The sequence below is a fragment of the Streptomyces umbrinus genome, assembly GCF_030817415.1.
GTDB lineage: Bacteria > Actinomycetota > Actinomycetes > Streptomycetales > Streptomycetaceae > Streptomyces > Streptomyces umbrinus_A.
The window spans coordinates 8,096,797-8,111,617 of the sequence record NZ_JAUSZI010000002.1; the positions used below are offsets into that span (position 1 = coordinate 8,096,797).

The 14,821-nt window shown below is 69.5% G+C and carries 14 protein-coding genes; 9 read left to right on the forward strand and 5 right to left on the reverse strand.

Annotated features, from left to right (window positions below):
- Positions 1-488: 488 nt before the first annotated feature.
- From QF035_RS35755 to QF035_RS35780, 6 genes are all read left to right on the forward strand, one after another.
- Positions 489-926, forward strand: coding sequence for a DUF3052 domain-containing protein (locus QF035_RS35755; RefSeq protein ID WP_055611766.1), 438 nt, complete (start codon positions 489-491; stop codon positions 924-926).
- Between the two features lie 309 nt (positions 927-1,235).
- Positions 1,236-1,703, forward strand: a complete 468-nt coding sequence (locus QF035_RS35760; protein ID WP_307524846.1) for a peroxiredoxin — start codon at positions 1,236-1,238, stop codon at positions 1,701-1,703.
- A gap of 187 nt (positions 1,704-1,890) precedes the next feature.
- On the forward strand, positions 1,891-2,466 hold the full coding sequence (locus tag QF035_RS35765; RefSeq protein WP_055617911.1) for a TerD family protein: 576 nt from the start codon (positions 1,891-1,893) through the stop codon (positions 2,464-2,466).
- 135 nt (positions 2,467-2,601) lie between these two features.
- Positions 2,602-3,177, forward strand: coding sequence for a TerD family protein (locus QF035_RS35770; RefSeq protein WP_055617906.1), 576 nt, complete (start codon positions 2,602-2,604; stop codon positions 3,175-3,177).
- A gap of 279 nt (positions 3,178-3,456) precedes the next feature.
- Positions 3,457-4,602: a DUF475 domain-containing protein gene (locus QF035_RS35775; RefSeq protein WP_307524848.1), complete on the forward strand. Its 1,146-nt coding sequence runs from the start codon at positions 3,457-3,459 to the stop codon at positions 4,600-4,602.
- 105 nt (positions 4,603-4,707) lie between these two features.
- Complete coding sequence (locus QF035_RS35780; RefSeq protein WP_307524850.1) at positions 4,708-5,445, forward strand: TerD family protein; 738 nt, start codon at positions 4,708-4,710, stop codon at positions 5,443-5,445.
- A 128-nt stretch (positions 5,446-5,573) separates the two neighbouring features.
- Here QF035_RS35780 and QF035_RS35785 read toward each other — a convergent pair whose 3' ends face one another.
- Positions 5,574-6,485: a TerD family protein gene (locus QF035_RS35785; RefSeq protein WP_307524852.1), complete on the reverse strand. Its 912-nt coding sequence runs from the start codon at positions 6,483-6,485 to the stop codon at positions 5,574-5,576.
- A gap of 199 nt (positions 6,486-6,684) precedes the next feature.
- Here QF035_RS35785 and QF035_RS35790 point away from each other — a divergent pair, with 199 nt between their 5' ends.
- The 3 genes from QF035_RS35790 to QF035_RS35800 all read left to right on the forward strand — a co-directional run bounded on the left by QF035_RS35790 (position 6,685) and on the right by QF035_RS35800 (position 11,399).
- Positions 6,685-7,851, forward strand: coding sequence for an HpcH/HpaI aldolase/citrate lyase family protein (locus QF035_RS35790; protein ID WP_307524854.1), 1,167 nt, complete (start codon positions 6,685-6,687; stop codon positions 7,849-7,851).
- A 66-nt stretch (positions 7,852-7,917) separates the two neighbouring features.
- Positions 7,918-10,545 carry a phosphoribosyltransferase gene (locus QF035_RS35795; RefSeq protein ID WP_307524856.1) on the forward strand — a complete coding sequence of 876 codons (2,628 nt, stop codon included), beginning with the start codon at positions 7,918-7,920 and terminating at the stop codon, positions 10,543-10,545.
- Positions 10,545-11,399: an HAD family hydrolase gene (locus tag QF035_RS35800; RefSeq protein WP_307524858.1), complete on the forward strand. Its 855-nt coding sequence runs from the start codon at positions 10,545-10,547 to the stop codon at positions 11,397-11,399. Before QF035_RS35795 ends, QF035_RS35800 begins: the two co-directional genes overlap by 1 nt.
- A gap of 80 nt (positions 11,400-11,479) precedes the next feature.
- Here the strand turns inward: QF035_RS35800 and QF035_RS35805 are convergent, their stop codons facing one another.
- From QF035_RS35805 to QF035_RS35820, 4 genes are all read right to left on the reverse strand, one after another.
- Complete coding sequence (locus QF035_RS35805; protein WP_307524860.1) at positions 11,480-12,166, reverse strand: DedA family protein; 687 nt, start codon at positions 12,164-12,166, stop codon at positions 11,480-11,482.
- Positions 12,167-12,236: 70 nt separating this feature from the next.
- Positions 12,237-12,458: an FmdB family zinc ribbon protein gene (locus QF035_RS35810; RefSeq protein WP_307524862.1), complete on the reverse strand. Its 222-nt coding sequence runs from the start codon at positions 12,456-12,458 to the stop codon at positions 12,237-12,239.
- 9 nt (positions 12,459-12,467) lie between these two features.
- Entirely contained in the window at positions 12,468-13,148 is a 681-nt protein-coding gene (locus QF035_RS35815; protein ID WP_307524864.1) for a DUF4383 domain-containing protein, read from the reverse strand.
- A gap of 188 nt (positions 13,149-13,336) precedes the next feature.
- Positions 13,337-14,755 carry a hypothetical protein gene (locus tag QF035_RS35820; protein ID WP_307524866.1) on the reverse strand — a complete coding sequence of 473 codons (1,419 nt, stop codon included), beginning with the start codon at positions 14,753-14,755 and terminating at the stop codon, positions 13,337-13,339.
- Positions 14,756-14,821 lie beyond the last annotated feature (66 nt).

Sequence of the window (14,821 nt, forward strand, 5' to 3'; positions counted from 1 at the left end):
GGGCCGCTTTTTCTCGGTTTTTCCCGGTTTTTTCTTGGGGGGTCTCTCTGGTTACCTGGGTCTCTGCACCGTTCCCCATCGTGTACCTCGGGGGCGGAAACGTCATCTCTACCGAGAGGTAACCGAGACGTTCGTCCCGTCTCCCCAAGGGCGGGCCCGGCAAATCGCAACGATACGCCCGACCCGTGACGCGTACCGCAAAGCCTTTCGAGTCCCGTACCCTCGTAGGGTTCGTAAATCCACAAATGGGGCAGATTGGTGTGGTGTGCGTCACCAATGGCCAGGATTCCCTGCCTGGAGTTGCGGCGACACGGTCGGGATCGTCACCGTTTCGGCGGTCCCGACGGCCGGGTACTTGCGCGATCCGCCCCGCCCGTGTGGACTACGGCCAATGCTTCGCGCACGCGCGTGGCTTGAACTTCCCCAAGCTCCAGGCTTCGCCCGAGCAGGGGGAGACCCCATTACCGAACATGATCAGGAGGCAACCCGTGAGCGCGACCGCGGACCACGCGGAGGAGCGGACGAGCCTGGCCACCAGGCTGGGATTCCAGCCCGAGCAGGTGGTCCAGGAGATCGGCTTCGACGACGACGTCGACCAGGAGCTCCGCGAGGCCATTGAAGAAGTCATCGGCAGCGAGCTCATGGACGAGGAGTACGACGACGTCGCCGACGCCGTAGTGCTCTGGTTCCGTGACGACGACGGCGACCTGACGGACGCGCTGGTGGATGCCACCACGTACGTCGAAGAGGGCGGCGCCGTCCTGCTGCTGACGCCGAAGACCGGCCGAGACGGGTATGTGGAGCCCAGCGACATCGCGGAAGCCGCGACGACCGCGGGTCTGTCCCAGACCAAGAGCATCAGCGTGGGGAAGGACTGGAGCGGGACCCGGCTGGCTACGCCGAAGGCGGCCAAGTCAAAGCGGTGACGCTCCGCTGAGTGGGGCGGGGGTTCAGGGGTTGGCACCCCTGGGCCCCCGTTTTTCGTCTCCCGGCTTCCGGCTTCCGGCTTTCGTCGTCGGCTGCGGGTGCGCTGTGGCTGGTCGCGCAGTTCCCCGCGCCCCTAAAAGGGGCGCGGGGAACTGCGCAATCTTATAGCCCCTCCGGCGTTTGAGGAGCGGGGGTTCGGGGGCGGAGCCCCTGAGTCAGGGACGGGAATGGGTAGGGGCGGCGGGGGCGAAAAGAGGTCTCTGCGTAGGGTGGGTGCCCCGAACGGCCCATGGAAGGGATGCAGGACGATGACGATCGAGGTCGGCGACAAGGCCCCGGACTTCGAGCTGAAGGACAACCACGGCGCCACCGTGAAGCTCTCGGATTTTCGCGGTTCTCGCGGCGCGAAGAACGTGGTGCTGCTCTTCTACCCCTTCGCCTTCACCGGCGTCTGCACGGGCGAACTCTGCGCCCTGCGGGACAACCTGCCGAAGTTCTCCGACCGCGACACCCAGCTGCTCGCCGTCTCCAACGACTCCATCCACACCCTGCGCGTCTTCGCCGAGCAGGAGGGCCTGGAGTACCCGCTGCTGTCCGACTTCTGGCCGCACGGCGAGGTCTCGCGCGCGTACGGGGTCTTCGCGGAGGACAAGGGCTGCGCGGTGCGCGGCACCTTCGTCATCGACAAGGAGGGCATCGTCCGCTGGACCGTTGTCAACGCCCTGCCGGACGCCCGTGACCTGAACGCGTACGTGACGGCGCTCGACGGCCTGTGATCCGGACGTGATCCCGGTATGACCCAGGCCTGATCCCGGCTCCGTGACCGGCCTGTGATGCCGACACTCTGGGATTCTTCACGCCCAGGGCCTGCGGCGGTGGGGAACCCCTCACTAGGATCGACACGTTGATCCGATACCAACGCACTACGGGGCGCACCGCCCCTGGACACCAATGGGAGGACTCGTGGGAGTCAGCCTCAGCAAGGGCGGCAACGTATCGCTGTCGAAGGAGGCCCCGGGACTGACCGCGGTCATCATCGGTCTGGGGTGGGACATCCGCACCACCACCGGTACCGACTTCGACCTGGACGCCAGCGCCATCCTGACGAACGCGGAGGGCAAGGTCAGCAGTGACGCCAACTTCGTGTTCTTCAACAACCTGAAGAGCCCCGACGGCTCGGTCGAGCACACCGGTGACAACACCACCGGTGAGGGCGAGGGCGACGACGAGCAGATCAAGGTCAACCTCGCCGGCGTCCCGGCCGACATCGAGAAGATCGTCTTCCCGGTCTCGATCTACGACGCCGAGAACCGCCAGCAGTCGTTCGGCCAGGTGCGCAACGCGTTCATCCGCGTCGTGAACCAGGCGGGCGAGGCGGAGATCGCCCGGTACGACCTTTCCGAGGACGCCTCCACGGAGACCGCGATGGTCTTCGGCGAGCTGTACCGCCACGGCGCGGAGTGGAAGTTCCGTGCCATCGGTCAGGGGTATGCCTCAGGTCTGCGCGGCATCGCGCAGGACTTCGGCGTCAACGTCTGAGCCACCCCGGGGTCGTGGTCCGGCCCCGGGCAGCTTCAAACCGCTTCACCTTTTTTCCGTCCGGCGTCGCACACTCCTAGTGCGGCGCCGGACGTGCTCGACAACCCAATGGCTTGACCGGGGAGGACAAGGATCATGGGCGTCACGCTCGCCAAGGGGGGCAATGTCTCCCTCTCCAAGGCCGCACCGAACCTCACACAGGTGATGATCGGGCTCGGCTGGGACGCACGCTCGACCACCGGAGCAGACTTCGACCTCGATGCCAGCGCGCTGCTGTGCAACTCGGGGCGGGTGCTCGGTGACGAGTGGTTCATCTTCTACAACCAGCTCAAGAGCCCCGACGGCTCGGTCGAGCACACCGGGGACAACCTCACGGGTGAGGGCGACGGCGACGACGAGTCTCTCCTGATCGACCTCTCCAAGGTGCCCGCCAACGTCGACAAGATCGTCTTCCCGGTCTCCATCCATGACGCCGACAACCGCGGCCAGACCTTCGGTCAGGTCAGCAACGCCTTCATCCGCGTCGTCAACCAGGCCGACGGCCAGGAACTCGCCCGCTACGACCTCTCCGAGGACGCCTCCACGGAGACCGCGATGATCTTCGGCGAGGTCTACCGCTACGGCGCGGAGTGGAAGTTCCGCGCGGTGGGACAGGGGTACGCGTCCGGACTGCGGGGCATCGCCCTGGACTTCGGGGTCAACGTCTCGTAGGGCCGCCCGGGTCCGGGGAAGGTGCCCCTGGGGACCGAAGGAGAGGCCACCGCCCGCCGTGCACCGAAAGCAGTGTGGCGGGCGGGGCCGAAGGCGCGACACTGGCGTCCGCACCCTCTGGACCTGCGACTCTCCAGCTGGGGTGGCCCGGCCCTCTCGTCCGAGGGGTCGTCCCTCTAGACTTTGTGGTCAATGTTTCGTAAAGCCGGGTACGGCGGGGGGAAACCCCCTCCGGACTTCGTCCGGGGGTAGCCCCCCATACTCACGATTGGGTAGCCAGTGGTTCTGAAAACCTTCGGCTGGTCGTTCGCGGTCACCGCGCTCGGCTTGGTCGCAGCGGTGCTGATCGACGGATGGACCGCGTTCGGGATCGTGCTGATCCTGTCCATCCTCGAGATCTCGCTGTCCTTCGACAACGCTGTGGTCAACGCCGGAATCCTGAAGAAGATGAGTGCCTTCTGGCAGCGGATCTTCCTCACCGTCGGCATCCTGATCGCCGTCTTCGGAATGCGGCTCGTCTTCCCCGTCGTGATCGTCGCGATCAGCGCCTCCCTCGGCCCCATCGAGGCGGTCGACCTGGCGCTCAACGACGCCGACCGCTACCAGGAACTGGTCACGGACGCCCACCCGTCGATCGCGGCCTTCGGTGGCATGTTCCTGCTGATGATCTTCCTCGACTTCATCTTCGAGGACCGTGACATCAAGTGGCTCGGCTGGCTGGAGCGCCCGCTGGCCAAGCTCGGCAAGGTCGACATGCTGTCGGCCTGCATCGCCCTGATCGTCCTGCTGATCACCGCGCTGTACCTCGCCCCGAAGGCCCACCTGCACGCCGGGTCCGCCGACAAGGCGGAGACGGTCCTGCTCTCCGGCATCGCCGGCCTCATCACCTACCTCGTGGTCGGCGGGCTCTCCGGCTTCTTCGAGAACCGTCTCGAGGAAGCGGAGGAGCGCGAGCACGAGGAAGAGGAGGAGGCCAAGCGCAGCGGCAAGCAGGTCTCCGCGGGGGCACTCGTCGGCAAGGCCGCCTTCTTCATGTTCCTGTACCTCGAGGTCCTGGACGCGTCGTTCTCCTTCGACGGCGTCATCGGCGCCTTCGCCATCACGAACGACATCATCCTGATGGCCCTCGGCCTCGGCATCGGCGCCATGTACGTCCGGTCGCTCACGGTCTACCTGGTCCGCCAGGGCACCCTCGACGACTACGTCTACCTGGAGCACGGCGCGCACTACGCGATCGGCGCCCTCGCCGGCATCCTGCTCATCACGATCCGCTTCGAGGTCAACGAGATCGTCACCGGCCTCATCGGTGTCGTCCTCATCGCCTGGTCCTTCTGGTCCTCCGTGCGCCGCAACCGGGCGATCGCGGCCGCAGAGGGAAAAGCTGAGGCCTCGGACGACAAGGCTGAGATCTCGTCCGGGGTGTGACACCGCTTCGAGTGAGGAACGCTCTGTGAGGGGCGGCCGTCGAGGGATTCCTCGCGGCCGCCCCGGCGCATTCATCGAGGTGAACAGGGAAGCGTGGGGGCGGGAATGAGCTTCTGGGAAGGCTTGTGGCGCGGCCGGTCGACGGACTTCGACTCGGGCAGCGCGGCGACCAACGCCATAGAACTGACCAAACGGAACCAGACCATCTCGCTCACCAAACAGGGCGCCGCCACCGGCAACCTCCGCATCAACCTGTCCTGGCGGATGCGCACCTCCGACATCGGCGGTTCCCAGCGGGACAGCCTGCTGCGCCACCCCTTCAAGGCCTTCAAGCCGGACGTGGTGCAGGCGCACACCCAGAGCATGGTCAACGTCGACCTCGACCTGGGCTGCATGTACGAGCTCGCGGACGGCACCAAGGGAGTCGTACAGCCACTGGGCGGCTTTCTGGGCGAGCTCAACGGCGCGCCGTACGTGAAACTCAGCGGTGACGACCGCTTCGGCTCCGGCTCGGGCGAGACGATCTTCGTCAACCTCGATCACCGCGAGCAGATAAAGCGGCTCCTGGTCTTCGTCTACATCTACGACCAGACCCCCGCATTCGACCGTACGCACGCGATCGTGACGCTCTTCCCGAGCAACGGGCCCCGGATCGAGATCGGCCTCGACGAACGGCACTCGCAGGCCAGGTCCTGCGCGGTGGTCATGATCGAGAACGTCAAGAACGAACTGGTGGTGCGTCGCGAGGTGAAGTTCGTGTACGGGTTCCAGGCGGAGCTCGACCGGCTCTACGGCTGGGGCCTGCAGTGGGGTCGCGGCTACAAGACGAAAGCCGACCGCTGACCACGCGCTGCCGCTGGGCTTGGCGGGGGCGCCTCAGGGCTCGGGGGGTCCGGTTCGGTGGCGGCTGCGGGTCGTCTGTGGCTTGTCGCGCAGTTCCCCGCGCCCCTTCGGGCGCCCCAGGGCGCCCTCTATCGACCGATGAACTGGGGGCCCTGTGGGGGCAGCCTGAAGTCCGGGTCGGGGAGGGGGGCCACCGGCTGGGGGTAGCCGTAGCCGGAGTGGGCGGTTGCCGGGGCGGGCTGGGACGGGGCCGTCTGCGGGTAGCCGTAGGCGGGCTGGCTGGTGGGCTGTGGGTAGCCGTAGGCGGGCTGCACGGCGGGCGGCTGCTGCCGGGTGGGCTCCGGGCCCGCCGCGGCCGGTGGATAGCCGTACGACGGCTGCTGGGGCATCGGGGGCAGTTGCGTGGGCTGCTCCGGCGGCAGCGGCAGCGGCTGCGCGCCGGCGGGCGGGCCGGGCAGGGCGGACGCCGACGGGTCCCCGACCTCGGACTCGTCCACCGAGATGCCGTAGTCGGAGGCCAGCCCCTGCAGGCCGTTCGTATAGCCCTCGCCGAGCGCCCGGAACTTCCAGCCCTCGCCGCGGCGGTACAGCTCGCCGCAGACCAGCGCGGTCTCCTCGCCGGTCTGTGGCTTGATGTCGAAGTACGCCACCGGCTCGGCGTCCCCGAGAACGGCGTCGTACAGCAGGATCCGCAGGGCGCTGACCCGGTCGAAGGTGACGCCGTCGGCCGAAGCGACAAGGAGAATTCGGCCCACTCCATTGTCAACGCCGACGAGATCCGACTGAATCGTGTCGGTGAGCCCCTCGGCGAGACCCTCGTTCACGCGCTTCTTGCCGAGTCGCCAGACCTTGCCCGAGGGATGCCGGGGCTGGTTGTAGAAAACGAAGTCCTCGTCGGACCGCACACGACCGTCGAGGCCGAGGAGCAGCGCGGAGGCATCCACGTCCGGGACACCCCGTCCCGGCGTCCAGCGCAGCACGGCGCGCACCGCAGTGGCGTCCAGCGGGACGTTCGACCCCTTCAGCATCGCGTGCGTCATGCGGTCATCCTGCCTTCTCGGTCCTGGTCACGACAACGCGGGGTGACTTCCCGACCGGCCCGATCCGCGGACGGGAGACACAATGGTGTTTGCCTGCGTTACCTGAATTTCATGCCCGGTGGGAACCCTTGACATGGATCTCTACGTACTATTACCGGCCACATATCGTCAGGCCGCCTAGCCGCCCCGGGGGAGACTCATGCGTCATTTCGGGCACATCGCCCCTGAGGTGCGGGAACGCCTCTTCCACCAGGAGCCGTGCGTGTTCACCGCGGACTCCCCGGCCAGAATGCTGGCCGTGGCTCTCGGAGCCACCCTCTACAGCCCTGCCACCAGGCCGAAGCTGGCCGACGACATCGTGAAGCAGACCGGCCGCGGTGTCGTCTCGATGGTGTTGTGCCTGGAGGACTCGATCGACGACGCGGAGGTTCCGGAAGCCGAGGCGAACCTGGTCCGGCAATTCGCCGACCTGGCCGAACGATGCCCGGAGACCGAGCTTCCGCTGCTGTTCGTCCGGGTCAGAGCGCCCGAGCAGATCCCCGACCTGGTCCGGCGGCTCGGCGAATCCGTCCGCCTGTTGTCCGGATTCGTACTGCCGAAGTTCACCGAGGAGCGGGGGATCCCGTTCCTGGAGGCACTCACCGCGGCCGAGGCCGCGAGCGGACGACGGCTGTTCGCGATGCCGGTCCTGGAATCGCCCGATCTGCTGTACCGCGAGTCGCGGGCGGAGACCCTCGACGGGATCTTCCGGGCCGTCGACAAGTACCGCGACCGCGTGCTCGCGCTGCGGCTCGGCGTCACCGACTTCTGCTCCGCGTACGGACTGCGCAGGGCGCCCGACATGACCGCGTACGACGTGCAGATCGTCGCGTCCGTGATCGCGGACGTGGTGAACGTGCTCGGCAGGGCCGACGGCACCGGATTCACGGTGACCGGGCCCGTCTGGGAGTACTTCAGGGTCCAGGAGCGCATGTTCAAGCCCCAGCTGCGGCGCAGCCCCTTCACCCCGGAGGCCGAGGACCTGCGCGCCCTGCTGATAGAGCACGACATGGACGGGCTGCTGCGGGAGATCTCCCTCGACCGGGCCAACGGACTGCAGGGCAAGACCTGCATCCACCCCTCGCACGTCCTGCCCGTGCACGCGCTGTCCGTCGTCAGTCACGAGGAGTTCAGCGACGCCCAGGACATCCTGCGGCCCGAGCGGGGCGGCGGGGGCGTGCTGCGGTCCGCGTACACGAACAAGATGAACGAAGTGAAGCCGCACCGCGCCTGGGCGGAGCGCACCCTCCAGCGGGCCGAGGTCTTCGGCGTCGCGAACGAGGACATCGGCTTCGTGGAACTGCTCGCCGCGGGAATCCCCGGCTGACACCCCCATCACGCCCTCATCACACCCACTTACGCTCACCGACACCCGCCGACACCCAAGGAATCCATGAACAACGCTGTGAACGACGGGGGCGGGGCAGGGGTCTGGTCGGCGACCGGATTCCGCCCCGGGACCAAGGCCGGGGCCGAGGCGGGCCCCGGCGCCGGGAGCCCGTCCGGGACGCCGGGCGGAGCCGACGGTGAGATCTGGTCCGGATGCTGGGTCGCCGAGCGGCTCGGCGTCGAACTCGTCGGGGACGAGGGGCTCGGCGAGCTGCTCGGACTCGCGCTGCGGCGCAACCCCAAGCGGGCCCATCTGCTCGTGTCGCACGTGCTCGGCAAGCACATACCCCAGTCGCCCGCCGTCGTGTACGGGTACGGATTCGCGCTCGGCCTCCGCGTGCGCGACCTGCTCGGCGAGGACGAGGCGCGCCGGGCCGTCGTCCTCGGGTACGCCGAGACGGCCACCGGGCTCGGACACTCCGTCGCGGACGGCGTGGGCCTCGCGCCCTGCCTCCACTCGACCCGGCGCCCGGTCGACGGCGTTGCGCCGGCGGGCGGCTTCGAGGAGTCCCACTCGCACGCCACCTCGCACCTGCTGCTCCCCGAGAACCCCGGCCTGCTGGCCGGCGACGGCCCGCTGGTCCTCGTCGACGACGAGTTCTCCACCGGCAACACGGTCCTCAATACCATCCGTGACCTGCACGAACGCTATCCGCGCGACCGGTACGTCATAGTCGCCCTGGTCGACATGCGCTCGGCCGCGGACCTCGGACGCCTGGACGACTTCGCCCGCGAGATCGGCGCCCGCGTGGACCTGGTGACGGCCGCCTCCGGCACCGTACGGCTCCCCGAGGGGGTCCTGGAGAAGGGGCAGGCGCTGGTCGCGCGGTACGAGTCCGAGGCGGAAGCCCCGGAAGCCCCGGAAACCCCGGAAGCGCAGGAGGCGCCGGAAGCCCAGGGGGCGCCCGTCCGGCCGGTTCTCCGTGTCGAGCTGGGATGGCCCGCGGGGATACCCGACGGCGGGCGGCACGGCTTCACCCCCGAGCACCGCGTACGCCTGGAGGGCGCCCTGCCCGTCATGGCGGCCCGTATCGCCGAAGCGCTTCCGTCCGACGCCCGCCGCGTCCTCGTCCTCGGCTTCGAGGAACTGATGTACGCGCCGCTGCGGCTCGGCGTCGCCCTGGAGAAGCTGACCGACGCCGAGGTCCGCTACTCCACGACCACCCGCTCCCCGGTGCTCGCCGTGGACGACCCCGGTTACGCGATCCGCACCCGGCTCGTCTTCCCCGCCCACGACAACCCGGCCGACGGCCCCGGTGATCGCTACGCCTACAACGTCGCGGGCGCCGGCTTCGACGCCGTCGTCGCCGTGGTCGACTCCACCGCCGACACGCCCGAACTGCACGCTCCCGACGGCCTGCTGGCGCGGCTCTCCGCGCACACGCCGAGCGTGCTGCTCGCCGTCGTCCCCTCGTACGCACCAGCACGGCCGTCCACCGTGTCGCCCACCGAGTCGTCCACTGAAAGGCCATTCATGCTGCCCGAGCCCCTCCGTGGCCCCGAGTTCTCCTCGTACGCACCTGACGAGGTCGGCTGGCTGCTGCAGGATCTCTCGGACACGAAGCTGGAGGCGCCGACCGAGGAGCGGGAGGAGGCCATCCAGAGCGGCGGCGCCCACTACGCGGAGTCGCTCCCGGTGGAGTACCAGCCGAGCGACGCGTACCAGGAGCTGTTCCACAACGCGCTCGCCGTCTCGGCCACCCGCATCGCCCAGGCCGTCGGCGTCGTCACGGAGACCGTGCTCGCCGAGCGGTCCCCGCGCCCCGTCCTCGTCTCGCTCGCCCGCGCCGGCACCCCCGTCGGTGTCCTGATGCGCCGCTGGGCCCAGCACCGGCACGGCCTGGACCTCCCGCACTACGCCGTCTCCATCGTGCGCGGCCGCGGCATCGACGCCAACGCGCTGCGCTGGCTGGCCGCCCACCACGACCCGGCCGACATCGTCTTCGTGGACGGCTGGACCGGCAAGGGCGCCATCACCCGCGAACTCGCGCAGGCCGTCGAGGAGTTCGAGGCCTCCGACGGCATCACCGGCTTCGACCCGGAGATAGCGGTCCTCGCCGACCCCGGCTCCTGCGTGCGCACCTACGGCACCCGCGAGGACTTCCTCATCCCCTCCGCCTGCCTCAACTCGACTGTCTCCGGCCTCATTTCCCGTACGGTCCTGCGCGCCGACCTGGTCGGGGAGCACGACTACCACGGTGCGAAGTTCTACCGCGAGCTCGCCGCCGCGGACGTCTCCGTCGCCTTCCTGGACGCCGTCTCCGACCGCTTCGACGCGGTCGACGAAGCGGTCGACGCCCAGGTCAAGGAGCTTCTGTCCACCGACCGCAGCCCAACTTGGGAGGGCTGGGCGGCAGTCGAGCGGATCAGCGAGGAGTACGGCATCCACGATGTCAACCTCGTCAAGCCGGGTGTCGGCGAGGCGACCCGCGTTCTGCTGCGCCGCGTCCCCTGGAAGATCCTCGCCAGGGCCGGAGCGGGCGCCGACCTCGACCACGTACGCCTGCTCGCCGAGCAGCGGGGCGTACCCGTCGAGGAGGTGGCCGAACTCCCGTACACCTGCGTCGGATTGATCCACCCGAAGTACACCCGCGGAGCGACCGGCGCCGACGGCAAGGCGGTGTCGGTCTGATGACGAACGCCGCCCCGACGACGAACTCCGGTTCGCTGCCCACCTCTTCACCCAGGGTGCTGGTCGCCAGCGATCTCGACCGCACGCTCATCTACTCCTCGGCCGCACTGGCCCTGACCATGCCCGACGCGCGGGCGCCCCGGCTGCTCAGCGTCGAGGTGCACGAGAGCAAGCCGCTGTCCTACATGACCGAGACCGCGGCGGGCCTGCTCGCCGAACTCGGCGACGTGGCCGACTTCGTACCGACCACCACCCGCACCCGCAAGCAGTACCAGCGCATCCAACTCCCGGGCCCCGCCCCGAAGTACGCGATCTGCGCCAACGGCGGCCACCTGCTCGTGGACGGAGTGACGGACGCCGAGTGGCACGCCTCGGTGACCGAGCGCCTCGCCCGCGAGTGCGCCCCCCTCGACGAGGTCCGCGAGCACATGGAGGCCACCGCCGACCCGGCCTGGGTACGCAAGCACCGCCTCGCCGAGGACCTCTTCGTGTACCTCGTCGTCGAGCGCGAACTGCTCCCCGAGGACTGGGTGAAGGAACTGGCCGTCTGGGCGGAGAACCGCGGCTGGACGGTCTCCCTCCAGGGCCGCAAGATCTACGCCGTACCGAAGCCGCTCACCAAGAGCGCCGCCATGCGGGAGGTCGCCCGCCGCACGGGAGCGACCCTCACCCTCGCGGCCGGGGACTCTCTCCTCGACGCCGATCTCCTCCTGGCCGCGGACCGAGGCTGGCGCCCCGGCCACGGCGAACTGGCCGATGTCGGGTGGACGGCTCCCGGGATCACCGCCCTTCCGGAACGGGGCGTCGCCGCGGGGGAGCGGATCCTGCGGGAGTTCCTGGGGGAGGTTCGGTAGGGGCGGCGCCTGAGTGGGGGCGGCCTGAGTGGGGATGGCCTCAGCGGGGGTCGGCCTGCGCGGTGGCCGTGCTGGAGGGCTCAGGCGGCCGCCTTCTCCCTCTCTTCGGTCTCCTGCTTCGCGCGGCGGCGCCCGCCCGGGCCCGGCCTGAACATCCGTACACCCGCGAAGAGAAGTACCGCGAGGACCGCCCCTGCCAGCACGACCTTCGAGTACGTCGACACATAGCCGGTGACCTCCGACCAGTTCTCGCCGAGCAGATAGCCGGCGAGGACGAAGACGGTGTTCCAGATCGCGCTGCCCAGCGTGGTCAGGCCGAGGAACACGGACAGGCGCATGCGCTCGACGCCCGCGGGCACGGATATCAGGCTGCGGAAGATGGGGATCATCCGGCCGAAGAACACGGCCTTGGTGCCGTGGCGGGAGAACCACGCCTCCGTCTTCTCGATGTCCGAGACTTTCACCAGCGGCAGCCGGGCCGCGATCGCCACCGTACGGTCGCGTCCGAGCAGCGCCCCCACGCCGTACAGCGCGAGCGCGCCTATGACGGAGCCGGCCGTCGTCCACAGCAGTGCCGCGAACAGGTTCATCTGCCCGGTGCTCGCCGCGAACCCCGCGAGCGGCAGGATGACCTCGCTCGGCAGGGGCGGAAAGAGGTTCTCCAAGGCGATGGCGATGCCCGCGCCCGGTGCCCCGAGCGTGTCCATGAGGCTGTTGATCCACTGCGGAGCACTGCTGTCCGGCGCGGCGGCTGCGATGGCTGTCATGCCCCCACGCTAGAAAACCGAAGCTGAAGAGAGCCTGAGGGCGGCCGAGGGAACCTGGTCCTGGGCGGGGTCAGCCGCAGCAGCCTCCGCCGCAGCAACCGCCGCCCCCGCCACCGGCGCTGGGGCGGGGTGCGGGCGCCGAGGCCGAGCCGCCGACCGCGACCGTCGACAGCAGCTTCACCGTGTCGTCGTGCCCGGCCGGGCAGGCCGCCGGCGCGGACGACTCGGCCATCGGACGGCTCTTCTCGAAGGTGTCTCCGCAGGTCCGGCAGCGGTACTCGTAGCGAGGCATGGGCACAGGTTAGCGGGTGCGCCGCCCGTCTCCCACGGGTCCGTCTCCCATGTGCCGGGCTGCGGCTCCCGGGGAAGCGGGGTCGCCTCCGGCGGGAGTGGCTTCGCCTTTCGGGAGGGCGGCGTCGCTCTTGGCTCCGGGCAGGGCCCTGGCTCCGACCCCCGCCCTCAGTCGTTGCTCGCGGGCGGCCTGCTCGGGGTGGCGGGACCGCCAGTACGGGTTGTCGTGCGGCAGGGCCGAGCCGACGCGTCCGTACATCCCGAAGAACATCAGCATCACTCCGACCACAAAGCTGAACAGCACGTTCTGGATGCGGAAGGCGAGGAAGTTGAAGCCCGTGTCGAGGAGGGCGAGGTTCACGAAGCCGCTGAGGATGAAGAGGACACCGAGGATCATGTTGAGCGTCGAGGCGACGTTGCCGCCGATCACCATGCCGACGAAGAGCAGCAGCCCGACGCAGATCGACAGCACGCTCAGCGCGCCGTTGGTGTTCAGCCCCGCGACCGTGTCCCCGCCGGTGTCGAAGAAGCCGACCTTGTCGATCAGCCCCAGGATGCCGAAGGCGAGCAGCACAAGACCCATCAGCCCCGCGCCGACCCGGTAGAACTTGCTGAGACGGTGATCGACCGGCAGATGCTCATCAAGCCTGATCCGCCGCCTCGGCGCCGTACGAAGTACGTGCGTGGCCATATCCGCCTCCTCGGGTGCGAGCGGAGGCCGTACCTATCCTCAGCATCCGCCTGGGACGGCCGGATCGCCACACTTGGAGCGGGACTGGAAGGCGCCGGGTCGGTGGGAGCGCCCTTCTAGGGGCGCGGGGAACTGCGCGACCAGCGCCCACGGGCCCGCACGTGTTTCACCCGCCCCCAGCGGAGCGCTCACGCTCCGCCCCCACGCTCCTCACGAATTTGCGAAACCACCCGAGTCACCGTCGCCCGCACGGCCTCCAGCTCGGTCAGGAAATGCCAGTAGTCGGGGTGCCGCCCCTCCAACGTCCCGATCGCCCGCTCCAGCCGGGCCACCGATTCGTCGAGCGGCCGCGCGTGCTGGGGGTCGGGCGTATTGCGCCCCGACATGGCCAGCCGCTGGGCGTCCCGGATCGCGAACCGCGTGCGGTCGATCTCCCGCTGGGGGTCCTTCGACACCTCGTTCAGCCGCCGCAACCGGTCCCCGGCCGCGGACACGGCCTCGTCGGTCGTGTTCAGCAGAGCCCGGACCGTGGACAGCAGCGAGGTGGCGTCCGCCCACCGCTGCTCGTCCCGCGCGGTCCGCGCCTCCGCGAGCTTCCGCTCGGCCTGCCGGACGGTCTCCGCGGACTGGTCGGGCACGTGCTGCAGGTCCTGCCAGCAGGAGGCGGAGAACCGCCGCCGCAGCTCGCTCAGCACGGGCTCCACCTGCCCGGACCGCGTGGTGAGCGCCTGCGCGCGCGTACGCAGCGAGACGAGGCGCCGGTCGATCTCGGCGGCACGCTCCGGCAGCCGCTCGGCTTCCGCGCGGACCGCCTCGGCGTCCCGGGCGACCCGGTCGGCGCGCTCCAGCGTCTCCGGCACGCCGTGCTGCCCCGCGCCCTGGTTCAGCTTGGTCAGCTCCGGGGCGAGGGCGGCCAGCCTGGCGGCGAGGTCGTCGGCCTTGAGCTGCGTCCCCCGGACGGCATCGAGTGCGTTCGACGCGGCGAGCAGGGACTGGCGGGCGCGCTCGACGGCCGGGGCGAGGCGGGCCAGCTGCGTCTCGGCCTTGCCGAGGAGCGGTCCGAGCCCCTGCTCGAAACGGTCCAGCTCCTGCTTGACCCGGGTCAGCTCGTCCTTGGCCTTCGTCAGCTCGGTGCGTGCGTGGGCGGCGACGGAGGCCTCGAGGTCGTCGCGGTCGAGGTCGTGGGCGTCGACCGCGCCGATGTACGTACGACTGGCCTCGTCGATGCGGCGGCCGAGTGCGTCGAAGTCGGAGACCGCGCGGCGGGCTGCGGGGGAGTCGTCGACGGCCGTGATCGTCTCGATCGAGATCCGCAGATCGCGTTGCGCGGTGTCGAGCTCGTAGAACGCGGCCGCCGCGGCGTCCTTCGCGGCCTGGGCCTCGGCCCGCTGGCTCTCCGAGCGCCCGCCGAACCAACGCCGGGTGCCGCCGCCGGCGAAAGCGGCGGGCAGCGTGAGCGCGAGCAGCGGGAGCGGAAGAAGCATCAGGGCCAGCAGGTCACGGCCAGCACCGCGCGCCCCCGTGGGTCCGAACCCGGCACGGGGGCGGGGAACTTGCTGTGCGCATGGCACAAACGGTGTGTACGGCTGCGAAGGTGTCGCCGTCACTTCCCTCTCCCGTGCTGTCATCCGTCCTGGCCCGGTGTCATTCTCCCACCAGGTAGGGACGAACAC